This is a genomic window from Streptomyces filipinensis (assembly GCF_014649495.1).
Lineage (GTDB): Bacteria > Actinomycetota > Actinomycetes > Streptomycetales > Streptomycetaceae > Streptomyces > Streptomyces filipinensis.
Window position 1 is genome coordinate 193,418 of record NZ_BMTD01000010.1, and the last position, 25,607, is coordinate 219,024.

Consider the following 25,607-nt stretch of genomic DNA (forward strand, 5'->3'; position numbering starts at 1 on the left):
CCACGCAAGCGCGCTCTCGCCGAGCGGGATCATCCCGTGTTACCAAGAACCATGTCTGCCAACGAGGGAACCCGCGCGTACGACGCCGTCATCGTCGGCGGCGGCCACAACGGCCTGGTCGCCGCCGCCTACCTGGCCCGGGCCGGCCGTTCGGTGCTGGTGCTGGAACGGCTCGGGCACACCGGCGGCGCCGCCGTCTCCACCCGCCCGTTCACCGGTGTCGACGCCCGGCTGTCGCGCTACTCCTACCTGGTCAGCCTGCTGCCGCAGAAGATCGTGCGCGATCTCGCCCTGGACTTCCGCGTCCGCTCCCGCACCATCTCCTCCTACACCCCGACGGAGCGGGACGGCCGGCCCACCGGACTCCTCGTCGGCGGCGGCGAGCAGCGCACCAGGCAGGCCTTCGCCCGGCTGACCGGCGGCGAGCGCGAGTACGAGGCCTGGCAGCGCTTCTACGGCATGACCACCCACGTCGCCGAGCGCGTCTTCCCGACCCTCACCGAGCCCCTGCCCACCCATGAGGAACTGCGCCGCCGCATCGACGACGAGACCGCATGGCGGACCCTGTTCGAGGAGCCCATCGGCGTCGCCGTCGAGGAGAACTTCCAGGACGACCTCGTCCGGGGCGTGGTCCTCACCGACTCCCTCATCGGCACCTTCGCCGACGCCCACGACCCCTCCCTCGTCCAGAACCGCTGTTTCCTCTACCACGTCATCGGCGGCGGCACCGGCGCCTGGGACGTGCCCGTCGGCGGCATGGGTGCCCTCACCGACGCCCTGGCCGGCGCGGCCCGTTCGGCGGGCGCGGTCGTCGCGACCGGGCACGAGGCGGTCCGGATCGCCACCGACGGGGAAGCCGCCGAGGTCACCTATCGCACGGCCGACGGGGAAGGCGTCGCCGCCGCCCGGTACGTCCTGGTGAACGCCTCCCCGCGGGAACTGGCCGCGCTCACCGGCGACGCGGCACCCGAACCCGCCGAGGGCGCCCAGCTCAAGGTCAACATGCTGCTGACCCGGCTGCCCAGGCTGCGCGACCCGGCAGTCGACCCGCGCGAGGCGTTCGCCGGCACCTTCCACATCGCCGAGGGCTACACGCAGCTCGCCACCGCCCACGCCCAGGCCTCCGCCGGTGAACTCCCCGCCGCCCCGCCCTCGGAGATCTACTGCCACTCCCTGACGGACCCCACCATCCTCGGCCCCGAGCTCGCCGAGCGCGGCTACCAGACGCTCACCCTGTTCGGCCTGCACACCCCGGCCCGGCTCTTCGACCGGGACAACGACGCCGTACGCGAGGAACTGCTGAAGGCCACCCTCGCCCAGCTCGACGCCCACCTCGCCGAACCCCTCACCGACTGCCTGGCCACCGACGCCGAGGGCCGCCCCTGCATCGAGGCGAAGACCCCGCTCGACCTCGAACGGGACCTGCGGCTGCCCGGCGGCAACATCTTCCACCGCGCCCTTTCCTGGCCCTACGCCCAGCAGGACACGGGCCGTTGGGGCGTGGAGACCCGGCACCGGAACGTCCTGCTGTGCGGCGCGGGCGCGGTGCGCGGGGGAGGGGTGAGCGGCGTACCGGGGCACAACGCGGCGATGGCGGTGCTGGAGGCCACCGCGTGACACGGGCACAGACGAACACAGCGGTCCGCAAATAATCTGACGGGACGTCAGGAAAGCTCTTCCGTCGTCCGGCCGGCTGCGGCATCCTGCGCCCATGCAGACGGAGCTGAGCAGGAAACTGGGAGTCGAGCACGCCGTCTTCGGCTTCACGCCGTTCCCCGCCGTCGCCGCGGCCATCAGCCGGGCCGGAGGCTTCGGCGTGCTCGGCGCGGTCCGCTACACCGCCCCCGACGACCTCAAACGAGACCTCGACTGGCTCGACGCGCACACCGGCGGCCTGCCCTACGGGCTGGACGTCGTGATGCCCGCCAAGAAGGTCGAAGGTGTGACAGAGGCGGACGTCGAGGCCATGATCCCCGAGGGGCACCGGCGGTTCGTGCGCGAGACCCTCGCCAGGTACGGCGTCCCCGAGCTGGTCGAGGGCGAGGCGTCCGGCTGGCGCATCACCGGCTGGATGGAACAGGTCGCCCGCACCCAGCTCGACGTCGCCTTCGACCACCCGATCCGGCTGCTCGCCAACGCCCTCGGCTCCCCGCCCGCCGACGTCGTCGCCCGCGCCCACGACCGGGACGTGCTGGTGGCCGCCCTCGCGGGCAGCGCCCGGCACGCCCGCAAGCACCAGGAGGCGGGCATCGACATCGTCGTCGCCCAGGGCTACGAGGCCGGCGGCCACACCGGTGAGATCGCCACCATGGTGCTCACCCCGGAGGTCGTGGAAGCCGTCGCCCCTCTGCCCGTGCTGGCCGCCGGCGGCATCGGCAGCGGACAGCAGGTAGCCGCCGCCCTCGCCTTGGGCGCTCAGGGTGTGTGGCTGGGCTCTGTATGGCTGACCACCACAGAAGCAGATCTGCACGCGCCCGCCCTCACCCGCAAGCTCCTCGCCGCCGGGTCGGGCGACACGGTCCGCTCCCGTGCCCTGACGGGCAAGCCCGCACGCCAGCTCCGTACCGAGTGGACCGACGCCTGGGACGATCCGGCCGGCCCCGGCACCCTGCCCATGCCGCTGCAGGGCCTGCTGGTGGCCGAGGCGGTCTCCCGCATCCAGAAGTACGAGGTCGATCCGCTGCTCGGCACGCCCGTCGGCCAGATCGTCGGCCGGATGACCAGCGAACGCAGCGTCCAGGCCGTCGTCGACGACCTCACCCGCGGCTTCGAGAAGGCCGTGGACCGCATCAACCGCATCGCCGGAAGGAGCGGCCAGTCGTGAGCACACCCCCTGCCGGATTCTGGGCCCAGGCCGCCCAGCAGCCCGACCGTACCGTCCTCGTCGCCCCCGACGGCGAGGAATGGACCGCCGGCCGTCTGCACCATGCCGCCAACCGGCTCGTCCACGGGCTGCGCGCGGCCGGGCTGCAGCGCGGTGACGCCTTCGCCGTCGTCCTGCCCAACGGCACCGAGTTCCTCACCGCCTACCTGGCCGCCACCCAGGCCGGCCTCTATCTGGTACCGGTCAACCACCACCTCGTCGGCCCCGAGATCGCCTGGATCGTCGCCGACTCCGGCGCCAAGGTGCTCATCGCCCACGAGCGGTTCGCCGACGCGGCGCGCCGGGCCGCCGACGAGGCCGGGCTCCCGGCCACGCACCGGTACGGGGTCGGCGCGGCCGACGGCTTCCGGCCGTACGCCGAACTCCTCGACGGGCAGCCGGAGTCGGCCCCCTCCGGCCGCGAACTCGGCTGGGTCATGAACTACACGTCCGGTACGACGGGACGCCCGCGCGGCATCCGCCGCCCGCTGCCCGGCAAGCCGCCCGAGGAGGCCTATCTGGGCGGCTTCCTCGGGATCTTCGGCATCAAGCCGTTCGACGACAACGTCCACCTGGTCTGCTCGCCGCTCTACCACACCGCCGTGCTGCAGTTCGCGGGCGCGTCCCTGCACATCGGCCACCGTCTGGTCCTGATGGACAAGTGGACCCCCCAGGAGATGCTCCGCCTCATCGACACCCACACCTGCACCCACACCCATATGGTCCCCACCCAGTTCCACCGCCTGCTGGCCCTCCCGGACGAGGTGAGGGCCCGCTACGACGTCTCGTCCATGCGGCACGCGATCCATGGCGCCGCCCCCTGTCCCGACCACGTCAAGCGCGCCATGATCGACTGGTGGGGGCACTGTGTGGAGGAGTACTACGCGGCCAGCGAGGGCGGCGGCGCCTTCGCCACCGCCGAGGACTGGCTGAAGAAGCCCGGCACCGTCGGCAGGGCCTGGCCCATCAGCGAACTCGCGGTGTTCGACGACGTCGGCAACCGGCTCCCGCCCGGCGCGCTCGGCACCGTCTACATGAAGATGAGCACCGGCGCCTTCTCCTACCACAAGGACGAGGCCAAGACCCGCAAGAACCGCATCGGCGACTTCTTCACCGTCGGCGACCTCGGCTACCTGGACGAGGACGGCTACCTCTTCCTGCGCGACCGCAAGATCGACATGATCATCTCCGGTGGGGTCAACATCTACCCGGCCGAGATCGAGTCCGTGCTGCTCTCCCACCCCGCCGTCGCCGACGCCGCCGCCTTCGGCATCCCGCACGACGACTGGGGGGAGGAGGTCAAGGCCGTCGTCGAACCCGCTCCCGGACATGAACCCGGCCCGGACCTGGCCACGTCCCTCCTCGACCACTGCGCGCAGCGGCTCGCCGGCTACAAGCGGCCCAAGAGCGTCGACTTCATCGCCGAGATGCCCCGCGACCCCAACGGCAAGCTGTACAAGCGGCGGCTGCGCGACCCGTACTGGCAGGGGCGGAGCCGGCCGGTGTGACCCCGGTCCGGCGCGATGCCGGCACGCCGTCCGCCGGCACGCACGCCCTCAAGGGCGGTGGCGGGGACCGCCCTCCAGGAACCCGGCGAGACCGGCGGCGTCGGTGCCGACCTTGCGGTACACGCTGGACAGCAACTGCCGCACGCCCTGCTCGGTCAGGCGCAGTTCCTTGGCGATCACCGCCACCGGGTGTCCCTGGACGGTCAGTTCGGCGGTACGGCGCTCCTGGGCGGTCAGGGTGTCCGGCTGCACGTAGCGCAACGGCAGTGGGCGCAGTCCGGCCGCCGAGAGTTCCGCCCTGGCCCGGGCGGCGAGTCCCTCGGCTCCGCAGTGGACGGCTCCTTCCAGGCCCTGGTAGAGCCGGTCGGCGGCCTCCTGCAGCCGCCCGTTGCGGGACAGCGCGGCGCCGTGGCCGATCTGGGCGCGGGCGAGTTCGCAGGCGGCGGGCGACTGCTCCAGGTGGTCGACGGCCTGCGCGTACAGATCGAGTGCCGCCGTTCCGCCGGTCACCTCGGCGAGGGTGTGCAGGGCCTGGCCGACGATGGAGGCGGCGCCGAAGTCCCGGGCGCGGCGGACGGCGTCCTGGGCATGGGCGAGTGCCGCGTCCCGGGCGGTGGGGGCGAGGGCGCTCGCGAGCCGCAGCTGCCACGGGCACCAGGCCGGATTGCGCCAGCCCCGTTGGTCCAGCCAGTTCCCGACCTCGGACAGCACCGCCGCCGCTTGCGCGTGCCGCCCCTCCGCCAGGAGCAGTTCCGCGTACACGGTGCGCGGATCGGGATAGATGACGGCGTTCGGGGTCACCTCCCCGAAGTGGTGTTCGTCGGCGAGTGCACGAGCCTCGGTGATGCGCCCCCGGGCCAGCAGGGTCTGGATCAGGACGCTGACGCCGTACCACTGGGCGGGCACGGCCCCCTCCACCTTCTTGGCGATCCGCAGACCTTCCCGGACGAGGTCCTCGGCCTCGGCCAGGCAGCCGCGCTGGTAGCGGATATAGCCGGCCAGGGCCTGACCGAGGGCCAGGTGGGAGCCGCGCCAGCCCATGGCCACGCATTCGGCGATCCCCTTGTTGAACAGCCCCTCGGCCCGCCGCGGTTGGTCGCCGTACATGAACACGAGGGCGACCGAGGCGGGTACCTCGAAGCCGCGGTTCTCGTCGGTCCAGCTCATGCCGCCACGCAGGGCCTTCTCGGCATAGGTGAGGGCGGTCTGCCGCGGTTCGCCCCGCAGGACGGCATCCCAGGCCCGCAGGCCCAGGATGTAGCGTTCCTCCAGGCTGCGACCGGGCAACTGCTCGGCCAGACGCGCCAGGGTCCGGGAGCGGGCCGGCGAGTCGGGGTCGTCGGTACGGATCATGCTCCATACGAAATGGTCCGCCTGCATCCGCAGTTTGACGCGCGGACTGGCGGCCTGCCTCGCCTCCTCCGCGGCCACGGTCACGGCCTTGGCCAGCTGATCGGTGTGAGCCAGGGCCTGCGTCAGCCGAAAGACGATGGAGGCGCGCAGATCCGGGTCGACGTCGGGCTCCGCCAGTGCCTGGCGGAGATAGCGCACCGTGGCCATGGGCTCGATCAGGAACGTGGCGCAGGCGAGTTCGTGAAGGAGCGCGGCACGGTCCTCGGGCAGGGGCGGTTCCTGCAGCGCACGGTTCAGCAGGCGCTGGGCGGCCTCGGTCGCTCCGGCGTGAAGGTACTCCCGAGCGGCCTCGCGCAGACACGCGACAGCTTCGGGACGGCCCTCGCAGGGGACCTCCAGCAGATGCCGGGCGGCGGCGGTGGGGCCGTGTCCCGCGGCCACGACGGCCTGCGCGGCGGCGTTGTGCAAACCGGCGCGGAAGCCGGTGCGAATGGACCGGTAGATCGTCGTGGCGATCAGCGGGTGGAGGAACTCAAGCTCACCCTCGGGGCCGTGGCCGTCGGTGAGGATCCGGGCCGCGCGCAGCTTCTCGACAGCCTCGGTGGCGGCCTCGTCGCCGAGCACCGCGATGGTCGCGGCGAGCCGCGGCGAGAAGGGCGAACCCAGTACGGCCGCGGTGTGGGCGAAGCGAACGGTCGCCGTGTCGAGTCGTTCCAGACGCTCGATCAGTCCCGGGCCCTTGATCGCGGCGGCGAGTTCACGCATCGCGGGCAGGTCGTCCTCGGTGCCCCTCAGTTTCCGCTCGGCGAGTCCGATGGCGAGCTCCACCGTTTCGAACGGGCTCCCGCCGGTGGCCGACCAGCATTCCTTGCAGAACACGTCCTCGGCTGCCTCACCGACTTCCTTCCTGATGATCTGCGCCGCGCCGTCGGCGGTGAGGTGCGCCAGGTCGTGGGGGCGGTCGCCGTGGTGTCCGACCAGCGCGCGGAGTTCGTCCGCCGCGCAGGGCAGTTCGTCGGGCCGGTAGGCGACCACGATCAGCAGGGGGAGGTCGTCGACTCGTGCCGCGAAGGAGGAGAGCCAGCGCAGGGACTCCAGGTCCGCCCAGTGCAGGTCGTCCAGGAGCAGGACGACGGGCGCCTTCTTCACGGTGAGCCGTGTCATGACCCAGTCGAGACCTTCACGGACCCCGGTCGGGTCGGGCGCGGGGGCGGGGCCGCTCGCTTCGAGACCGAGGACCGCGGCCACGATGTCGTACCAGCTTCCCAGGAAGGTGCGGAGTTCCGCCCCGTCCATCCGTGCCAGCGAGGGCTGCAGCAGCTGGCGCACCACGCGGAACGCCGACCCCTGTTCCTTCTCCCCGCCCCTTCCCGACAGCACGGTGAATCCGTGTGCCGCGGCGCGCACCCGTGCTTGCGTGATGAGTGCCGTCTTGCCCAGCCCGGCCGGACCGGTGAAGGCGAGCAGTCCTCCGCGGCTCGCCCGGGGCACCCCGTCCGGGGTGCGGCGCAGTTCCTGGAACGCGGCGTCGAGGGCCTGAAGTTCCTGTCGGCGCTCGATCAAGGTCCGTTGCTCCGTGAACGATTGCCGCGGCTCCGTCGCCATGTGCCGTACCGCCTTCTTTCGTTCGGCCCGGGGGAAGCCGAGCGTACGCCTCGCAATGGTGCGGCAGGCTGGTTTGGGCACCATAGGGTGAATCATGAATCGCAGGTGGGATAATGTCCGCCGATCGGGTAGGGGGCGTGAATGGCCACCTCTCGGTGGCGCTGTCGCGGGAGCGTGTCAGGTGCCTTGCGACACGGCGGGCACCGACGCGACGTCCGCGTAGCGCGGCACGGTGCGGGACCAGTGGTAGCACCCGCGGATCCAGCCGATCATGCCCTCCACGTAGCCGATGCCTGCGGGGCTCAACTCCGGTTTGACCTGCGCGTAGAGCTGCTGGAACTCCTCGATCGCGCCGTTGATCTGCTGGATGGCCAGCATCACGGCGGCCTGCAGGGTGCAGTGGTGTTCGCGCTGGTGGGCCAGGGCCAGGTTGATCATGCCGCCGGCGCGCTGTTCCTTCACCGCGGAGAACAGGTCGGGTATCCATACCGCCGCGTCGGCCGACAGGCGGCCCAGCCGCTGTACCACGGGGTGGTGGAGCTCGGCAGGGGACAGCTCGTTTGGCTGGGCGGCCTCGGACAGCGGGTAGAACGGTTCGATGCCCGCGGTCAGCGACCGTATGGAGGTGCAGTCCCCGGTCCGCAGGAGGTAGGGCTGGGCCTGCGCCACCGCTTCGTACAACAGCCCGTGCACATACTCACGGCTCTTCCAGGCCCATCGCGCGGCCTGCGCGGGTGTGCAGCGTTCCCGGACCTGTCGGTGGAGATCGGCCAGGGCCGCTCCGAGACGGGTGCTGGGCGGCCGGCCGTCCCGCAGGATCGCGACGCTCTCGCCCAGCATCGGCAGCAGCCTGCCGGGAGAGCGCCGGCCGACGTCCTCGGCACGGTCGTCGAAGACGAACTGATAGGCGATCTGGTTGGCCATGATCTGGAGGAGGCCGGCGTCCATGGTGGGGCTGTTGTAGGACGCGAGCTCGGCGGGGCGGGTGCGGGCGATCATCACGGCCACATCGGGTGCGTCGGTCAGCCCCCACACCTTCAGCCATGCGTCGACGCCGGCCGCGGCTTCGCGTTCATGGGGGTTGCGCGCGAACGGGAAGGGCATGTGGAGGTGGGAGTCGATCAGGTCCCGGAGGGTGGAGGCCGGCATTCCGTCTGGAACTCCGAGTGTGACTTCCTCATGTGTTGTCGACAACGTGGTCACCTGCCGTTCGGGCGTCCGAGGTGCGTGGGGCGGCCGTTGTTCCGGGCGCGAGTGAGGTGGCGGCGGGCCGGTGGGACCGCGGTTCGCAGACCATGACCAGGGAGCGCGGTCCCATGGTGATTCCGGGCCGCGGTTTCTGTTCGGCCTGCCCCGGCAGATGGCGCAGGCGCCGGCGGCCGGCGATGGTCGCGAGCGCCAGGGTGGCCTCCACCATGGCGAACTCGTCGCCGAGGCATTTGCGGTTGCCCGCGGAGAACGGCATCAGCGCGCGGCGCTGCTCGGCGGTGGGCCGCCCCGGCAGCCAGCGGCCGGGGTCGAAACGCTCGGGGTCGGGGAACGACGAGGGATCGTGGTGCAGGAGGTAGGGGCTGTACAGAACGGTGGCCCCCTGGGGCAGACGGCACCCCGCGAGTTCCGTCTCCCGGGTGGCGACGCGGGTGAAGAGCCAGCCGGGCGACGAGTGGCGCAGCGTCTCGGTGACGACGCAGCGGGTGTGGACGAGGCGCGGCAGGTCGTCGGGACCGGGTCGACGGCCGTCGGCGAGGACGGTGTCGAGTTCGTCGTGCAGCCGGCGTTCCGCCTCGGGATGGCGGGCCAGCAGGCTGAAGGCGGCGGCCAGGCACAGCGCCTGGGTCTCGACACCCGTGAGCAGCAGTGTGATCAGGTGGTCGTGGACCTCCTGGCCGGTGATCGCCGCGCCCTCGCCGTCGCCGCGCGCGGCCGTCAGCAGGGTTCCGAGCACGTCGTCGCGGTCGGCACCCCGGCGGCGCTCCGCGATGGCCGAGTCGATGATCGCGTGCAGCCGGACGAGCGCGTGGCGGTAGCGGCGGTTGGCGGGGGTGGGGAGGCGGAACAGGGCGTCGATCGGTACGACCGTGCGGACGAAGAGGCCACGGACGACATCGGCGAGACAGTCCCGCACCTCGGCGGTGGTCGTGTCGTCCAGCGAGTCGGACAGGAGGACCCGGCTGATCACGCGGGTCGTGAGGGTCGTCATCGCCTCGGTGACGGGCACCGTCCGGCCCGCCTGCCACGTCTCGCACACCGACGCGGACTCCTCGGTGACGAGGTCCGTGTAGGCGGTGACGTGGGAGGGACGGAAGGCGGGTTGCAGCAGCCGGCGCTTGTCCCGGTGCGCCGGCTGGCGGCAGGTGACGAGACCGTCGCCCATCAGTTTGCCGAGCCTGTCGTACAGCGGGCCCCCCTTGTCGAAGGTGTGCGGATCCATGAGCACCTGGTGGGTCAGCTCCGGATGGCACACCATCCAGGCGCGCTGGGGGCCCAGCCGTATCTCGACCAGATCCCCGTGTGCGGGCAAAGAATTCAGAAAAGCCAGCGGCCGGCGGTAGAAGGCGATACCGTGACCGAGGAGTGGGAATATGCCGGGAGCAGTACCTGTTCGCCACGTTCGTTTCTGTTCAGGCACAGCACAGCTCATGGGTACCTCCTGCCCGACGAAGACACGTGAAATGTGTGAATCTGCTACGGACTTGGCCTGAGGAATGTCCTGCCCAAGTTCAACGGTGCTTGGTTTCCGGAAACCTTTCTCCAGAGGGGCGCACAGGAGCACGCAGAAGCAAAAGTTGCATTCGGTGAACAGCCGTTGCTGCTTGACCTGCCTCTGTGACGGACTGAGGATCATGAGTCATGACGCAGGGACACGGCAGCACGGTCGACGGGGTGCTGCGGCGCAGCGCCCGACGCACCCCGGCCCGCCTCGCGGTGGAGTACGGCGAACGCCGCTGGACGTACGAGGAACTCGACGACGCCGTCTCCCGGGCGGCCTCGGTACTGCTCGCGCAGAACCTCACGCCCGGCGACCGGGTCGGCGCCTACGGCCACAACTCCGACGCCTACCTCATCGCCTTCCTCGCCTGCGCCCGCGCGGGCCTGGTGCACGTGCCGGTCAACCAGAACCTGACCGGGGACGACCTGGCGTACCTCGTCGGCCAGTCCGGCAGCACCCTCGTCCTCGCCGACCCCGGCCTCGCCGGGCGGCTCCCGGACGGCGTACGCGTGCTGCCGCTCCGGGACGCCGAGGACTCGCTCCTCGCCCGGCTGGCGGACAGCGCGCCGTACGACGGGCCCGAACCCCGCACCGAGGACCTGGTGCAGCTGCTGTACACCTCGGGTACGACCGCTCTGCCCAAGGGCGCGATGATGACCCACCGGGCCCTGGTGCACGAGTACCTGAGCGCCATCACCGCCCTCGACCTGAGCGCCGGGGACCGGCCGGTGCACGCGCTGCCGCTGTACCACTCGGCGCAGACACATGTGTTCCTGCTGCCCTACCTCGCCGTCGGCGCGAGCAACATCATCCTGGACGCGCCCGACGGGGACCGGCTGTTCGACCTGATCGAGGCGGGCCGCGCGGACAGCCTGTTCGCGCCGCCCACCGTGTGGATCGGCCTCGCCAACCGGCCCGACTTCGCCACACGTGACCTCGACGGCCTGCGCAAGGCCTACTACGGCGCGTCGATCATGCCCGTCCCGGTCCTGCAGCGGCTGCGCGAGCGTCTGCCGGGGCTCGCCTTCTACAACTGCTTCGGGCAGAGCGAGATCGGCCCCCTGGCGACGGTGCTCGGCCCCGACGAACACGAGGGCCGGCTGGACTCCTGCGGCCGTACCGTGCTGTTCGTGGACGCGCGGGTGGTCGACGACCAGGGCGAGGACGTGCCCGACGGCACGCCCGGTGAGATCGTCTACCGCTCACCGCAGTTGTGCGAGGGCTACTGGGACAAGCCCGAGGAGACCGCGGAGGCCTTCCGGGACGGCTGGTTCCACTCCGGTGACCTCGCGGTGCGCGACGCCGAGGGTTACTTCACGATCGTGGACCGGGTGAAGGACGTCATCAACTCCGGTGGCGTCCTGGTGGCTTCGCGCCAGGTCGAGGACGCTCTCTACACCCATGAGGCCGTCGCCGAGGCCGCCGTGATCGGCCTGCCCGACGAGCGGTGGATCGAGGCCGTCACGGCGGTCGTCGTCCCACGCGGCGAGGTGACGGAGGAGCGGCTGATCGCCCATGTGAAGGAGAAGCTCGCGCCGTTCAAGGCGCCCAAACGGGTGCTGTTCGTCAGCGAGTTGCCGCGCAACGCCAGCGGGAAGATCCTCAAGCGCGCGCTGCGGAACCGCTTCAGCGGTTAGCCGGGGCCTTCTCCGGCAGCAGGGCGTCCGCCAGCAGGCGCCAGGCGGGCAGCGCCGATGCGCCGGGCTCGACACCGATCACCTGTACGGCGACGTGATCGGCCCCCGCCTCCCCATGCCCGCGCAGCTTCCGCACGACCGTGTCCGGATCGCCCCAGAACACCAGGTCGTCCACGAAACGGTCGCTGCCGCCGCCGGAGAGGTCGTCGTCGGTGTATCCGAGCCGGCGGAACTTCGCGAGGTTGTAGGGGGTGGTGAGGTAGCCGTGCAGGTGCTCGCGTGCGAGGGCGCGGGCCCGCACCGGGTCGGCCTCGAACAGTACCGCGTGCTCGACGGCCAGGAAGGCGTCCGGTCCGAGGATCTCCCGCGCCCGCGCCGTGTGGTCGGTGTTCACGTGATAGGTCTGGGCCCCGTCGGCGCGGTCGCGGGCCAGTTCCAGCATCTTCGGGCCGTACGCGGCCAGCAGCCGCCGCACCGGCTGCGCCGGGCGGGGGTTGGGGGTCTCCATGGCGTCCAGCTCGTCGAGGTACGCGGCCATGGCGGCGAGGGGCTTGACGCCGGGGCGTGGCTGCCCGCCGAAGCCCAGGCCCAGCACATGCCGGCCCGGGTAGGCGTCCGCGAGCAGCAGGGCGGCGCCGTGTGTCCAGCGGGCCTCCCGGGACCAGATCCGGGCGATGCCGTTGACGACGCCCAGCCGCCCGGTGGCCGCGAGCAGGAAGCCGGCGTGTGTGAACGCGTCCCGCCCGAGGAGTTCGGGCACCCACAGCGTCCGCCAGCCCAGGCCCTCCAGTTCCTGGACGGAGTCGCGGATCCGCGCGGCCGGCTGGTGCTCGAAGTCGAAGGTGTAGATCCCGAAGGCGCCGAGGTCCATCCGTGTGCTCCCTCGCGGAGTAGGTATCAGTGAATCGCAATATCGCAGATTCTCGATATGTTTGGCAAGGAGGCGCCGGTGTCCGGGAGGGGTGCTGTCAGAGCGTCTGCCCCAGCTCCGCGACCAGGTCGGCGATGCGCTGCTCGTCCCGCTTGTAGTGGGTCCACTTGCCCACCCGGGTGGCCCGGACCAGGCCGGCGCGCTGGAGTTCGGCCATGTAGGCGGACACGGTCGACTGGGCCAGTCCTGCCTTTGCCTGGATGTGGCTGACGCACACACCGACCTTGGCGGGATCGGCTATGGCGGCCTCCGTCGGGAAGTGCCGCTCGGGCTCCCGCAGCCAGCGCAGCATCTGTAGGCGCATCGGGTTGGACAGTGCCCGCAGGGCGTTGACGAGATCCGGGTCCGGGAGGGGGGCGCTGTCCGTCATGGCTCGGGATTATAGGCCGCCGACGACGTTTCGAGGTACGTCGATACGACCCAGGTCGGGCCGGGCTGAGCCCGGGCGGAGGCGAGGCGGACCCGGCCGTGCCGGGCTGCGCGCGGGCCGGGACACCGTGCGCATGGCCTACCCGGCGTTCTTGGGGCGCAGGTCGACGATCCGGCGGATCTTGCCGACCGACCGCTCCAGCGACTCCGGCTCCACGATCTCCACGTCGACGGACACCCCGATGCCGTCCTTCACCGCCGCGACGATGGACCTGGCCGCCGCCTCGCGCGCCTCCGCGCCCGCGTCCGGGCGGGCCTCGGCGCGGACGGTCAGCCGGTCGAGCCGGCCCTCCCGGGTCAGCCGGAGCTGGAAGTGGGGCGCCACGCCTGGCGTGCGGAGCACGATCTCCTCGATCTGGGTCGGGAACAGGTTGACCCCGCGCAGGATCACCATGTCGTCGCTGCGCCCGGTGATCTTCTCCATCCTGCGGAACGCACGCGCCGTGCCGGGCAGCAGCCGGGTGAGGTCGCGGGTGCGGTACCGGACGACCGGCATGGCCTCCTTGGTCAGCGAGGTGAACACCAGCTCACCCCGCTCGCCCTCCGGCAGCGCCTCACCCGTGATCGGATCGACCACCTCCGGATAGAAGTGGTCCTCCCACACGGTCAGCCCGTCCTTCGTCTCCACGCACTCCTGCGCGACACCCGGGCCGATCACCTCGGACAGGCCGTAGATGTCGACGGCGTCGATCGCGAACCGTTCCTCGATCTCGTGCCGCATCCGCTCGGTCCAGGGCTCGGCCCCGAAGACGCCCACGCGCAGCGAGGTGGCGCGCGGGTCCACGCCCTGGCGCTCGAACTCGTCCAGCAGGGTGAGCATGTAGGAAGGCGTCACCATGATCACGGACGGTTGCAGATCCCGGATCAGCTGCACCTGCCGGGCCGTCATGCCGCCGGAGGCCGGGACGACCGTACAGCCCAGGCGCTCCGCACCGTAGTGGGCGCCCAGACCACCGGTGAACAGCCCATAGCCGTAGGCCACATGCACGATGTCACCAGGTCGCCCGCCCGCTGCCCGGATCGACCGCGCCACCATGTCGGCCCACATGGAAAGGTCGCTGTCCGTGTAGCCGACCACCGTGGGGCGTCCTGTGGTGCCGCTGGAGGCGTGCAGCCGGCGGATCCGCTCGCGCGGCACGGCGAACATGCCGTACGGGTAGTTGTCCCTGAGGTCGGCCTTGGTCGTGAAGGGGAAACGGACCAGATCGGCGAGGGAGCGGCAGTCCTCCGGGCGGACACCGGCCTTGTCGAAGGACTCCCGGTAGAACGGCACGTTGTCGTAGGCGTGCCGCAGCGTGGTGCGCAAACGCTCCAGCTGCAGTTCCCGCAGCTCATCGGGCCGGAGCCGTTCGCCCGCGTCGAGCAGGTCCGTCGCGTCCGCCATGGAGCCGTCTCCCTCGCCGTCCTCACATTCCGGACGACCGATCATTCGGTCGATCCCTTCGGGGTCAGTAATTCAGGCCCTGCGGCTCCAGGCAAGAGGGCTGCGGCGACTTTCTGTGCGGGCCGCCCCGCACCATGGGCATGTGGAACTGCGACGCGAACTGCTTCCCCCGTCCGTGCCCGCCGAGCGACTGACGGAGTTGGCCGGGGAGATCGAACGGATCGACACCTTGCTGCGTGCGGACGAGGAGGCCGGGCGCAGGGCGATCGGTGCCTTCAACGTGGCCACCGGGCACGCCTACGGGCCGGGCGCCTTTCTGGACTGGTGGGCGGCGCGTGATCTGCGGGAGTTCGCGCTGGAGGCCGCCCGGCCGGCGTGGCCACGCGTGCCGGACATCACCCGGGACGAACTGACCGAGATCGTCCGCAGGATGCGGGCCGCACACGCGGACGGAGATCCCGACGCGGACTACTACCGGCTCGTGCTGGAGGTGAACGTCGCGCATCCCGACTCCTTCAGGGTGACCGAGCAGGACGCCACGCCCGCGCGCGTCGTGGACGAACTCCTCGCGTACCGGCCCATCGCCTTGTGAGGCGGCACCCCGCTCTCGTCCCGGCCGTGAGCTCCCGCGGTGAAGTGTTGCGCCGCTCCGGGCGGACCGACATGATCATGCTCATGCCGATCTTCACCGCCCTTGACGGAACCCGGCTCGCCTACCACCTGAGGGGCGACGGCGAGCCCCTCGCCGTCCTCCCCGGCGGCCCCATGCGTGCCTCCGCCTATCTCGGTGACCTCGGCGGACTGTCCGCGCACCGGCGCCTCGCCCTGCTGGATCTGCGGGGCACCGGGGACTCCGCCATCCCTGCGGATCCGGCGACGTACCGCTGCGACCGGATGGTCGAGGACGTAGAGGCGTGGCGCGCGCACATGGGTCTGGAGCACATGGACCTGCTCGCCCACTCGGCGGGCGCGGCCCTGGCCATGCTCTACGCGGCCCGCCACCCGCAGCGGATACGGCGGCTGCTGCTGATCACCCCCAACCCGTCCGCCCTGGGGCTGCGGGCGACCCCGGAGGACCGGCTGGCCGCGGCCCGGCTGCGCGCGGACGAGCCGTGGTTCGCGCGGGCGTTCCCCGCCTTCCAGGCCTGGCTGGCGGGCGACGCGGGCTTCGACGACGTGTTCGTGCCGTTCTTCCACGGCCGCTGGGACGACACCGCCCGGGCCCACGCGGACGCCGAGCCGGAGCAGACCAACGACGAGGCGGCGGAGCACTACTTCGGCGACGGCGCCTTCACCCCGGACGCGACCCGGACCGCCCTCGCCGCGCTGACCGCGCCGGTCCTCGTCCACGCCGGGGAACTCGACGGCGGCCCGCGCCCGGACCTCGCCCGCCGCGCCGCCGGGACCTTCGCGCGGGCCGAGCTCGCCGTACAGCCCGGCGCCGGCCACTACCCCTGGCTGGACGACCCGGAATGGTTCCTCAAGCGCACCCTCACCTTCCTGGAGGGCCCCGCTGACGCCGTTCCGCCCCCGGCGAAGTAGGCGACCGGGAGGCGGACGGGCCCGGTTGGCGTGTCCGGCATGGACACCGCGGCGCTGCACACCGTCGAAGCGAACGGCATCACCCTGGCCTGCCGGGCCTGGGGCCCGGCGGACGCCCCGTCCCTCGTGCTGTCGCACTGCCGGGGTGCGGACGGCGGGGACTGGGCGCACCTCGCCGAGCGGCTCGCGGAACCCCGCGTCCCCGCCGGGTGCACGCCCCCGACCTGCGCGGCCACGGGCACGGCGACGGGCCGGGGGGCTACCGGGCCGAGACGATGAGCGACGACGTCCATGCCCTGCTGTCCGCCCTCGGCCTCGCCGGCGCCGACGCCGTGCGCCCTTCGCTGGGCGGCATCGTCGCCTACCTGCTGGCGCAGCGCGATCCCGGTGCCGTACGACACCTGGTGCTGGTGCTGGAGGACGTCTGCGCCCCGTGCCGCTCGACCCGCCCCGGCTGCCCGGGCGTTCGGCGCGGGCTTCAGGCCCTCCGTCCAGCCCCAGCCGGTGATCCGGGACAGCACCCTGGGGTCGTGGGCGACGAGGGTGACCGGCACGTCCTTGCGCGGGCTGTGCGCGGTGACGGCCGGTACGGGCTGGTGGTCGCCCAGGAAGACCAGCACGGTGTTGTCGTCGCCGTAGCGCCGCACGAACCCGATGAGGCTGTGCAGCGCGTACTCGACGGAGCCGCGGTACCGAGCGGGGCCCGGTGCCGGTGCGGGAGACCAGGGCCGGTGGCACTGGTCCGACCGCCGGTCACCAGAAGTGATCGAAAGACGCCGTCATGGGCACAGAGTGGTCATATCGGGTCGGTGAGGGGACCGGACACCCCGGGGTGTCACCGCCGGTCGGCCGCGACCGCCACCTCCCGGGCCCACCGGTAGTCGGCCTTGCCGCTCGGGGACCGCTGGACGGATTCCGTGATGACCAGCTGGCGGGGGATCTTGTAGCCGGCCAGCCGGGTACGGCAGTGGCTCTGGATGTCGGCCAGCGACGGATGCGCCGCCCCCGCGCGCAGCTGCACCACGGCCGCCACATGACTGCCCCAGGTGGCGTCGGGCACCCCGGCGACCAGGACGTCGTACACGTCGGGGTGCGCCTTGAGCGCCTGCTCGACCTCCTCCGGGTAGACCTTCTCACCCCCGGTGTTGATGCACTGCGAGCCGCGGCCGAGGACGGTCACCACGCCCTCCTCGTCGACCGTCGCCATGTCGCCGAGCAGGACCCAGCGCCGTCCGTCCTTCTCGAAGAAGGTCTCCGCCGTCTTGTGCGGGTCGTTGTAGTAGCCCAGCGGGACATGACCGCACTGTGCCACGCGGCCGATCCCGCCCGCCGCGACCGGCTCGCGCGTCGCCGGGTCCACCACGCGCGTACGGGAGTTGACCCGGATGCGGAAGCCGCGCTCGGGACCCGAGTCCTCCGTCGCCGTCCCGTTGAAACCGGACTCGGAGGAGCCGAAGTTGTTGAGCAGCATGGCGTTCGGGACCAGCTCCCGGAACTGCCGGCGCACCGTCTCCGACATGATCGCGCCCGAAGAGGACACGCTGAACAGGGCGGAGCAGTCCGTGCCCTTCATCGGTCCGCTCAGCGCGTCGATCAGCGGCCGGAGCATCGCGTCGCCGACCAGTGACATGCTGGTGACCTTCTCCCGCTCGACGGTGCGCAGCACCTCCTCGGGCACGAACTTGCGGTGCAGGACGATGCGTTGGCCGAAGTTGAAGCCGATGAACGCCGTCAGCGTGGAGGTGCCGTGCATCAGAGGGGGAGTGGGGAAGAAGGTGATCCCGGAGCCGCCGGCGGCGACCCGCTCGGCCAGCTCCTGAGGCGTCTTCACGGGCTCACCGGTCGGTGCCCCACCGCCCAGCCCGGCGAAGAACAGGTCCTCCTGCCGCCACATCACACCCTTCGGCATGCCGGTCGTGCCGCCGGTGTAGATGACGAACTGGTCGTCGCCCGAGCGGGCCGGAAAGCCCCGCCCGGCCGAGCCGGCGGCCTCCGCGTCGGCGAACGCCACCGCGCCCGGCACCCCGGTCGCCTCCGGTCCGACGCGCAGCAGATGCCGCAGCTTCGGCGCGCGCGGCAGCGCACCCGCCACCCGGTCCGAGAACTCCGCGTCGAAGACCAGCGCCGCCAGATCGGCGTCCCGGTAGAGGTACACCAACTCCTCTTCGACGTAACGGTAGTTGACGTTGACCGGGACGATCCGCGCCTTCAGGCAGGCCAGCACGGTCTGCAGGTACTCGACGCCGTTGTACAGGTGCAGGCCCAGGTGTTCCCCGGGGTGTATCCCGGAGTCGGCGAGGTGGTGGGCGATGCGGTTGGCGGCCGCGTCCAGCTCCGCGTACGACAGGCGCCGCTCGGCGCCGGTGCCCGGATGGTCGACGTACACGAGCGCCTCGCGGTCCGGGACCACGTCGACGACCGACTCGAACAGGTCGGCAAGGTTGTACTCCACCGCTCCTCCTGACCCCGGCAGTCCTGACGAACACAGGCGCATCGGTCGGTTCGCCGGTCATCAGAGCAAAGCGCGCGGCAAGTGGGAAGGGCCCGCGTCAAAGAAATCTGACTGACTGTCAGAAAAGCTTGGAAGCTCCCTTGAAGTGCCTCCCCGCCTCCTGCAACCTGTTCTCGTTCTCACCGAGGGGAGAAAGCCCATGGGCGGGACGGAACACCTCACCGTGCGGCGCGAGGGCGCCACACTGGTGCTCACGCTCAACAGGCCCGACGCCAGGAACGCGCTCTCGCTCCCGATGCTCGTCGGCCTCCACGACGGCTGGCTGGAGGCCGACGCGGACGACGGGATCCGCTCGATCGTCCTCACCGGGTCCGGCGGCTCCTTCTGCGCCGGGATGGACCTCAAGGCGCTCGCCGGGAACGGCATGGAAGGGGAGCACTACCGCGACCGGCTCAAGGCCGACCCGGACCTGCACTGGAAGGCGATGCTGCGCCACCATCGCCCACGCAAACCGGTCATCGCGGCCGTCGAAGGGTACTGCGTCGCCGGCGGCACCGAGATCCTCCAGGGCACCGACATCCGGGTCGCGGGCGAGTCCGCGACCTTCGGCCTGTTCGAGGTCAGGCGCGGCCTCTTCCCGATCGGCGGGTCCACCGTCCGGCTGCAGCGCCAGATCCCGCGCACCCACGCCCTGGAGATGCTGCTCACCGGACGGCCCTACAGCGCCCGGGAGGCCGCCGCGATCGGCCTGATCGGCCACGTCGTCCCCGACGGCACCGCCCTCGACCAGGCCCTTCGCATCGCCGAGCAGGTCAACGCCTGCGGCCCGCTCGCCGTCGAGGCCGTCAAGGCGTCCGTGTACGAGACCGCCGAGCTGACGGAGACCGACGGGCTCGCATCCGAACTAGCCCGCGGGTGGCCGGTCTTCGACACCGCCGACGCCAAGGAAGGCGCCCGTGCCTTCGCGGAGAAGCGGCCCCCCGTCTACAAGCGCGCGTAACGCTCCGCCGCAGGTGCGGTGCGGACACAGCGGGCCGTGCGGCGGAGCCGCGTAGCGACACAGCCCCGCGCCCTCGCAGGGCGCGACCTCACCGACCTCGCTCGAAGGAGGCAGGTTCCCGATGCCCGAAGTGCTCAAAGCCCCCCTCGTCGTCGAATTCCCCTTCACCCGCTCCCTCGGCCCCGTCCAGAGCGCCTTCCTCACCGGTCTGCGCGAGCGCGTCGTCCTCGGCGTGCGGACCACCGACGGACGCACCCTCGTCCCGCCCGTCGAGTACGACCCCCGCACCGCCGAGGAGATCCACGACCTGGTGGAAGTCGCCCCCACGGGCACGGTCACCACATGGGCCTGGAACCACGAGCCGCGTCGCGGCCAGCCCCTCGACACCCCCTTCGCCTGGGTCCTGGTCCGGCTCGACGGTGCCGACACCGCCCTGCTGCACGCCCTCGCCGCCCCCGGCCCCGACGCCGTGCACACCGGCATGCGGGTCCGCGTCCGCTGGGCCGGCGAACGCACCGGCGCCATCACCGACATCGCCTGCTTCGAGCCGTACGACGCAGAGCCCGGGCAGCCGGGGAACCACAGCGGCGAGTTCACCGAGCCCCTCACCGGCATCGTCGCCCCCGCCCGCCTCGACTACACCTACTCACCCGGCCGCGCCCAGTCCGCCTACATCCACGCCCTCTCCGAACAGCGGACCGTCGGCGAACGCTGTCCCTCCTGCCGCAAGGTGTACGTCCCGCCGAGAGGTGCGTGCCCCACATGTGGCGTGGCCACAGCGGAACAGGTCGAGGTAGGTCCCCGCGGCACCGTCACCACCTTCTGCATCGTCAACATCAAGGCCAGGAACCTCGACATCGAGGTGCCCTACGTCTACGCCCACATCGCCCTGGACGGCGCCGACCTGGCCCTGCACGCCCGCATCGGCGGCATCCCCTACGACCAGGTGCGCATGGGCCTGCGCGTCGAGCCCGTGTGGACCGAGGGCGCCCGCTACCCCGACCACTACCGGCCCACCGGCGAACCCGACGCCGACTACGACACCTACAAGGAGCTGCTGTGACCCGGGAGATCGCGGTCGTCGCCTTCGCCCAGACCGACCACCGGCGCTCCACCGAGGAGTCCTCCGAGGTCGAGATGCTCATGCCGGTGCTGCACGGCGCCCTCGCGCAGACCGGACTCAGGACCGCGGACATCGGCTTCACCTGCTCCGGTTCCAGCGACTACCTCGCCGGCCGCGCCTTCTCCTTCACCCTCGCCCTCGACGGCGTCGGCGCCTGGCCGCCCGTCTCCGAGTCGCACGTCGAGATGGACGGCGCCTGGGCGCTGTACGAGGCCTGGACCAAGCTGCTCACCGGCGACGCCGACACCGCGCTCGTGTACTCCTACGGCAAGTGCTCGCCCGGTTCGGTACGGGACGTGCTCACCCGCCAGCTCGACCCGTACTACCTCGCACCTCTGTGGCCCGACTCCGTAGCCCTCGCCGCCCTCCAGGCGCAGGCCCTCATGGACGCCGGCCACACGGACGAACCGGCCCTGGCCGCCGTCGGCGCCCGCAGCCGGGCCGACGCCACCGCCAACCCGCACGCCCAGCTCAAGGGCCCGCAGCCGCACGGCGACTACGTCGTGCGGCCCCTGCGCACCGGCGACTGCCCACCCGTCTCCGACGGCGCCGCCGCCGTGATCCTCGCGGCGGGGGAGCGGGCCCGGCAGCTGTGCGAGCGGCCCGCCTGGATCCGGGGCATCGACCACCGCATCGAGGCCCACGGCCTGGGCGTGCGCGACCTCACCGACTCGCCCTCCGCCCGGCTCGCCGCCGAGCGGGCCGGCGCCTTCGAACGGCCCGTCGACACCGCCGAGTTGCACGCGCCGTTCACCTCCCAGGAGGTGATCCTGCGCAGGGCGCTCCGCCTCGGCGACGACGTCCGCGTCAACCCCTCCGGCGGGGCGCTGGCCGCCAACCCCGTCATGGCCGCCGGACTCGTCCGCATCGGCGAGGCCGCCGCCCGCGTCCACCGCGGCGAGTCCGACCGCGCCCTCGCCCACGCCACCTCCGGCCCCTGCCTGCAGCAGAACCTGGTCGCCGTACTCGAAGGGGATCCACGATGAGCAAGGAGCCCGTCGCCGTCGTAGGCGTCGGCCAGACCAAGCACGTGGCCGCCCGCCGGGACGTGTCGATCGCCGGACTGGTCCGCGAGGCCGCGCGAAGGGCGCTGGACGACGCCGAACTGACCTGGGCCGACATCGACGCCGTGGTCATCGGCAAGGCGCCGGACTTCTTCGAGGGCGTGATGATGCCCGAGCTCTACCTCGCCGACGCCCTCGGCGCGGTCGGCAAACCCATGCTGCGGGTGCACACAGCCGGTTCGGTCGGCGGATCCACCGCCCTCGTGGCCGCCAACCTGGTCGCCGCCCGCGTCCACGGCACCGTCCTCACCCTCGCCTTCGAGAAGCAGTCCGAGTCGAACGCCATGTGGGGCCTGTCCCTGCCGATCCCCTTCCAGCAGCCCCTCCTCGCCGGCGCCGGCGGCTTCTTCGCCCCCCATGTGCGCGCCTACATGCGGCGCAGCGGCGCCCCCGACACCATCGGCTCCCTCGTCGCCTACAAGGACCGGCGCAACGCCCTGAAGAACCCCTACGCCCACCTCCACGAGCACGACATCACCCTGGAGAAGGTGCAGGCCTCACCCATGTTGTGGGACCCCATCCGCTACTCCGAGACCTGCCCGTCCTCCGACGGCGCCTGCGCCATGGTCCTCACCGACCGCGCCGGAGCCGGGCGCGCGCCCCGGCCGCCCGCCTGGATGCTCGGCGGCGCCATGCGCAGCGAACCCACCCTGTTCGCCGGCAAGGACTTCGTCTCCCCCCAGGCCGGCAAGGACTGCGCCGCCGACGTCTACCGGCAGGCCGGCATCGCCGACCCCCGCCGGGACATCGACGCCGTCGAGATGTACGTGCCGTTCTCGTGGTACGAACCCATGTGGCTGGAGAACCTCGGCTTCGCCGAGGAGGGCGGCGGCTGGAAACTCACCGAGGCCGGGGTGACCGAACTCGACGGCGACCTGCCCGTCAACATGTCGGGCGGTGTGCTGTCCACCAACCCCATCGGCGCATCCGGCATGATCCGCTTCGCCGAGGCCGCCCTCCAGGTCCGCGGCCAGGCCGGGGAACACCAGGTGGACGGCGCCCGCCGGGTGCTCGGGCACGCCTACGGCGGCGGCTCCCAGTTCTTCTCCATGTGGCTCGTGGGAGCGCGGCCACCGCAGTCCTGAAAGTCCTCCCCACGTGGCCTGTCGGGCATCGTGGGCGGTCGCTAGGCTGAGCCGCGGACGACGAACCGGGAGGAGCACGGACGTGGCCGAGACCACCACCCAGCAGCAGCCGCTCGCGGCCTGGGACAAGCCGGAGCTGGACCTCAGCAAGGCCGAGTGGCAGTCCAGCAGCCGAGGGCTGGGCGATGTCCAGATCGCCTTTGTCGAGGGCTTCATCGCGATGCGCAACAGCGAGCGTCCGGAGAGCCCGTCCCTCATCTTCACGCCGGCGGAATGGGGTGCCTTCGTCTCCGGAGCCCGGGAAGGGGAGTTCGACCTCACCTGAACCGGACCCACCTGACCTGAACCGGGGGTGTTCCGAGCCGATTTCCGGACACGCGACCCACAGGACCCCGCTGGGACCACCGCCTGCGCCAGGCTGGCCCCAGCACGGGGAAGGTCGTGTTCCGAAAGGTGAGGGACGATGAGCACTGCGCCGGTCATCGCCGCGGTCGACGGCTCGGACGACAGCCTGCGTGCGCTGGAGTGGGCCTTCGACGCCGCCCGCCGCCGAGGCGCACCGCTGCGGGTGGTGCACGTACGCCAGTACGCCGCCTGGGGCCAGGCCGACGTGCTGGTCGCCGCGCCGCCCGAGGCGGGGGGCGATCCCGTCCTCGACGACGTGCGCACCCGGCTCGCGGACCGCGGCGCGGAGCCCGCCGTCGAGTACGTCGCCCTGGAGGGCGTACCGGGCGCCGTGCTGCCGGAACTCGGCTCCGACGCCGAGCTGTTGGTCCTCGGCTCCCGGGGCCGCGGCGGCTTCGCCAGCCTCCTGCTCGGCTCCAACGGCCTGGCCGCCGCCCGGGACGCCGAGTGCCCGGTGGTCGTCGTACCCCGGCCCGGCCGTCAGGTGCACGGGGAGGGGCCGGCCGAGCCCGGGCCGCGCGTGGTCGTCGGCCTGCACGCCGACAGCCCGGACGAGGCCACCCTCGCCTTCGCCTTCGCCGAGGCCGCCCTGCGGCGGGCCCGCGTCCAGGTGATCGCCGCCTACCCGTGGCCGACGCAGACCTGGTCCGCGCCCGGCCAGCTCGTGCCGCCCCAGCCCGACCGGGACGCCGTCGAGAACGAGACCCGCGCCCTCGCCGAGGGCTTCCTCGCCCCGCACCGCACGCGGCACCCCGACGTCCGCGCCGACGCCGAGGCCCTGCCCGGCGACGCGGCCGGCCACCTCGTCGCCGCGTCCAAGGACGCCGAGCTGGTCGTCGTCGGCCGGCACCGGCGGCGGCTGCTCGCGCCGGCCCGCATGATGGGCTCGGTCACCCAGGCCGTCCTGCTGCACGCCGCGAGCCCGGTCGCGGTCGTGCCGCCGGGACCACCGCAGGCGTGAGCCCGGCAGCCCGGCGGGGCGCGGCGGCGTGGGCTTAGCAGAGCGCACGGCACTCAGCAATCCCCCCGACGCCGACCCGCATGGATCCGGCTGTGGTGTCCCGCGCCATGGTGGCGGCCCACCCGCGTACATACGGTTCCGCCACGCCCGGCGCCGTGTGCGCCGCCCACACACGAGCGGCCGGGACACGTGTCCTGACGAAGGAGCCGCTCATGCCGCTGCCACCGTTGCGAAAGCCGCCCGGAGCGCCGCCCCGTGCCCGCTTCCTGGCCCGCCTCCTCGCCGTCGTCGCCCTGGTCCTCGGCACCGCGCTCACCGGGCCCGTACCCGCCGCCCGGGCCTCCGTGGCGCTCACCCGGGTGAGCGACTTCGGATCCAACCCGGGCGCCCTCACCATGTACGTGTACCGCCCCGCGTCCCTGCCCGCGCACCCTCCGGTCGTCGTGGCCCTGCACGGCTGCACCCAGAACGCACAGGTCTACGCCGACAACTCCGGCCTGCCCCGGATCGCCGACCGCGACGGCTTCCTGCTGGTCCTCGCCGAGACCGGCACCGCCAACAACGCGAGCCAGTGCTTCAACTGGTTCCAGGACACGGACAACCGGCGCGGGCGGGGCGAGGCCCTGTCCGTACGGCAGATGGCCGGCCAGGCCGTGACCGCCTACGGCGCCGACCCCCAGCGGGTCTACGTCACCGGTCTGTCCGCGGGCGGCGCCATGACCGCCGTCCTGCTCGCGACCTACCCCGACGTCTTCTCCGCCGGCGCGGTCGTCGCGGGCCTGCCCTACGACTGCACCCGGGACGACGGCCCCTACACGTGCATGAACCCGGGCGTCGACCTCAGCCCGGAGCAGTGGGCCCAGCGCGTGCGGGACGCCTATCCGTCGTACACCGGGCCCTGGCCGCGCACCGCCATCTGGTACGGCGACCAGGACACCACGGTCGTCCCGCGCAACGCCACGGAGCTGCGCGACCAGTGGACGGCCCTGCACGGCCTCCCCCCGACCCCGAGCCGCACCACGACCATCGGCCCCGACGCCACCCAGCAGGACCAGTACCTGGCCGCCGACGGCACGGTCGCCGTGGAGGTCGACCGGGTCCCCGGCATCGGCCACGGCACCCCGGTCGACCCCGGCACCGGCACCGACCAGTGCGGCAGCACCGGAGCCCCCTACTTCCCGGCCTCGATCTGCGCCGGCTACTGGATCGCCCGGTTCTTCGGCCTCGACACCTCCGACCCGGGCGGCGGCGGTGGCGGCGGCGCCTCCTGCCACACGGCGAGCAACTACGCCCAGGTGCAGGCAGGCCGGGCCACCGCCAGCGGCGGATACACGTACGCCAAGGGATCCCAGCAGAACATGGGCCTCTACAACACCTTCGTCACCCACACCCTGAAGGAACAACCCACGGGTTACTACACCATCGCCGACAACGGCTGCCCCTGACCGACGGACAGCCAGGCCCGGCCATGGTGGCCGACGACGCTGCGGGGGCCGCCTTCATGGCGGCCCCACACATGTCCGGCGCGCCCACCTCGCCCCTAGCCTCCAGCCGT

At 72.0% G+C, this 25,607-nt stretch carries 22 protein-coding genes; 15 read left to right on the plus strand and 7 right to left on the minus strand.

The genetic code is table 11. The features are described from left to right. Positions 1-51: 51 nt before the first annotated feature. The 3 genes from IE244_RS22935 to IE244_RS22945 all read left to right on the plus strand — a co-directional run bounded on the left by IE244_RS22935 (position 52) and on the right by IE244_RS22945 (position 4,371). A complete protein-coding gene (locus IE244_RS22935) occupies positions 52-1,617 on the plus strand; it encodes a phytoene desaturase family protein (RefSeq protein WP_191875430.1) in 1,566 nt (521 codons plus the stop codon). A 94-nt stretch (positions 1,618-1,711) separates the two neighbouring features. Next, positions 1,712-2,824 (plus strand): NAD(P)H-dependent flavin oxidoreductase, encoded by a 1,113-nt coding sequence (locus IE244_RS22940; protein ID WP_191875431.1) that lies wholly within the window; start codon positions 1,712-1,714, stop codon positions 2,822-2,824. Further along, complete coding sequence (locus IE244_RS22945; protein WP_191875432.1) at positions 2,821-4,371, plus strand: acyl-CoA synthetase; 1,551 nt, start codon at positions 2,821-2,823, stop codon at positions 4,369-4,371. The genes IE244_RS22940 and IE244_RS22945 overlap by 4 nt, the downstream gene beginning before the upstream one ends. 48 nt (positions 4,372-4,419) lie before the next feature. Here IE244_RS22945 and IE244_RS22950 read toward each other — a convergent pair whose 3' ends face one another. The 3 genes from IE244_RS22950 to IE244_RS22960 all read right to left on the minus strand — a co-directional run bounded on the left by IE244_RS22950 (position 4,420) and on the right by IE244_RS22960 (position 9,970). Further along, a complete protein-coding gene (locus tag IE244_RS22950; protein WP_191875433.1) occupies positions 4,420-7,329 on the minus strand; it encodes an ATP-binding protein in 2,910 nt (969 codons plus the stop codon). A 177-nt stretch (positions 7,330-7,506) separates the two neighbouring features. After that, positions 7,507-8,478, minus strand: coding sequence for a (-)-alpha-amorphene synthase (locus IE244_RS22955; RefSeq protein WP_191875434.1), 972 nt, complete (start codon positions 8,476-8,478; stop codon positions 7,507-7,509). 28 nt (positions 8,479-8,506) lie between these two features. Further along, positions 8,507-9,970, minus strand: a complete 1,464-nt coding sequence (locus tag IE244_RS22960) for a cytochrome P450 (protein ID WP_191875435.1) — start codon at positions 9,968-9,970, stop codon at positions 8,507-8,509. A 209-nt stretch (positions 9,971-10,179) separates the two neighbouring features. Here IE244_RS22960 and IE244_RS22965 point away from each other — a divergent pair, with 209 nt between their 5' ends. Beyond that, entirely contained in the window at positions 10,180-11,676 is a 1,497-nt protein-coding gene (locus tag IE244_RS22965; protein WP_191875436.1) for an acyl-CoA synthetase, read from the plus strand. On the opposite strand, the gene IE244_RS22970 is transcribed toward IE244_RS22965, so the two are convergent. The 3 genes from IE244_RS22970 to paaK all read right to left on the minus strand — a co-directional run bounded on the left by IE244_RS22970 (position 11,666) and on the right by paaK (position 14,420). Continuing rightward, positions 11,666-12,547: a TIGR03620 family F420-dependent LLM class oxidoreductase gene (locus IE244_RS22970; protein ID WP_191875437.1), complete on the minus strand. Its 882-nt coding sequence runs from the start codon at positions 12,545-12,547 to the stop codon at positions 11,666-11,668. The genes IE244_RS22965 and IE244_RS22970 overlap by 11 nt on opposite strands. A gap of 97 nt (positions 12,548-12,644) precedes the next feature. After that, a complete protein-coding gene (locus IE244_RS22975; RefSeq protein ID WP_191875438.1) occupies positions 12,645-12,977 on the minus strand; it encodes an ArsR/SmtB family transcription factor in 333 nt (110 codons plus the stop codon). Positions 12,978-13,115: 138 nt separating this feature from the next. Beyond that, on the minus strand, positions 13,116-14,420 hold the full coding sequence (gene paaK, locus IE244_RS22980; protein WP_191875439.1) for a phenylacetate--CoA ligase PaaK: 1,305 nt from the start codon (positions 14,418-14,420) through the stop codon (positions 13,116-13,118). 142 nt (positions 14,421-14,562) lie between these two features. Between paaK and IE244_RS22985 the strand changes: the two genes are divergently transcribed. The 4 genes from IE244_RS22985 to IE244_RS43020 all read left to right on the plus strand — a co-directional run bounded on the left by IE244_RS22985 (position 14,563) and on the right by IE244_RS43020 (position 16,843). Further along, entirely contained in the window at positions 14,563-15,012 is a 450-nt protein-coding gene (locus IE244_RS22985; RefSeq protein ID WP_191875440.1) for a hypothetical protein, read from the plus strand. An 83-nt stretch (positions 15,013-15,095) separates the two neighbouring features. Then, positions 15,096-15,962 (plus strand): alpha/beta fold hydrolase, encoded by an 867-nt coding sequence (locus tag IE244_RS22990; protein ID WP_191875441.1) that lies wholly within the window; start codon positions 15,096-15,098, stop codon positions 15,960-15,962. 39 nt (positions 15,963-16,001) lie between these two features. After that, the gene (locus IE244_RS43015; protein WP_308436279.1) at positions 16,002-16,241 is read left to right on the plus strand and encodes an alpha/beta fold hydrolase; all 240 of its coding nucleotides are present in this window, start codon (positions 16,002-16,004) and stop codon (positions 16,239-16,241) included. Then, the gene (locus IE244_RS43020; protein WP_308436280.1) at positions 16,172-16,843 is read left to right on the plus strand and encodes an alpha/beta fold hydrolase; all 672 of its coding nucleotides are present in this window, start codon (positions 16,172-16,174) and stop codon (positions 16,841-16,843) included. Before IE244_RS43015 ends, IE244_RS43020 begins: the two co-directional genes overlap by 70 nt. Here the strand turns inward: IE244_RS43020 and IE244_RS23000 are convergent. Beyond that, on the minus strand, positions 16,798-18,414 hold the full coding sequence (locus IE244_RS23000; RefSeq protein WP_191875442.1) for an acyl-CoA synthetase: 1,617 nt from the start codon (positions 18,412-18,414) through the stop codon (positions 16,798-16,800). The two genes, IE244_RS43020 and IE244_RS23000, sit on opposite strands and share 46 nt — an antisense overlap. Before the next feature lie 199 nt (positions 18,415-18,613). On the opposite strand from IE244_RS23000, the gene IE244_RS23005 reads away from it, so the two are divergent. From IE244_RS23005 to IE244_RS23035, 7 genes are all read left to right on the plus strand, one after another. Next, a complete protein-coding gene (locus IE244_RS23005; protein WP_191875443.1) occupies positions 18,614-19,414 on the plus strand; it encodes a crotonase/enoyl-CoA hydratase family protein in 801 nt (266 codons plus the stop codon). A 121-nt stretch (positions 19,415-19,535) separates the two neighbouring features. Then, positions 19,536-20,477, plus strand: a complete 942-nt coding sequence (locus IE244_RS23010) for a Zn-ribbon domain-containing OB-fold protein (protein ID WP_191875444.1) — start codon at positions 19,536-19,538, stop codon at positions 20,475-20,477. Continuing rightward, the gene (locus IE244_RS23015; RefSeq protein WP_191875445.1) at positions 20,474-21,523 is read left to right on the plus strand and encodes a thiolase family protein; all 1,050 of its coding nucleotides are present in this window, start codon (positions 20,474-20,476) and stop codon (positions 21,521-21,523) included. The genes IE244_RS23010 and IE244_RS23015 overlap by 4 nt, the downstream gene beginning before the upstream one ends. Next, complete coding sequence (locus IE244_RS23020) at positions 21,520-22,686, plus strand: thiolase family protein (protein ID WP_191875446.1); 1,167 nt, start codon at positions 21,520-21,522, stop codon at positions 22,684-22,686. The genes IE244_RS23015 and IE244_RS23020 overlap by 4 nt, the downstream gene beginning before the upstream one ends. 82 nt (positions 22,687-22,768) lie before the next feature. Beyond that, positions 22,769-23,011, plus strand: coding sequence for a DUF397 domain-containing protein (locus IE244_RS23025; RefSeq protein ID WP_191875447.1), 243 nt, complete (start codon positions 22,769-22,771; stop codon positions 23,009-23,011). A gap of 138 nt (positions 23,012-23,149) precedes the next feature. Beyond that, on the plus strand, positions 23,150-24,052 hold the full coding sequence (locus IE244_RS23030; protein ID WP_191875448.1) for a universal stress protein: 903 nt from the start codon (positions 23,150-23,152) through the stop codon (positions 24,050-24,052). Between the two features lie 212 nt (positions 24,053-24,264). Continuing rightward, positions 24,265-25,497 carry an extracellular catalytic domain type 1 short-chain-length polyhydroxyalkanoate depolymerase gene (locus tag IE244_RS23035; RefSeq protein WP_191875449.1) on the plus strand — a complete coding sequence of 411 codons (1,233 nt, stop codon included), beginning with the start codon at positions 24,265-24,267 and terminating at the stop codon, positions 25,495-25,497. Positions 25,498-25,607: the final 110 nt, after the last annotated feature.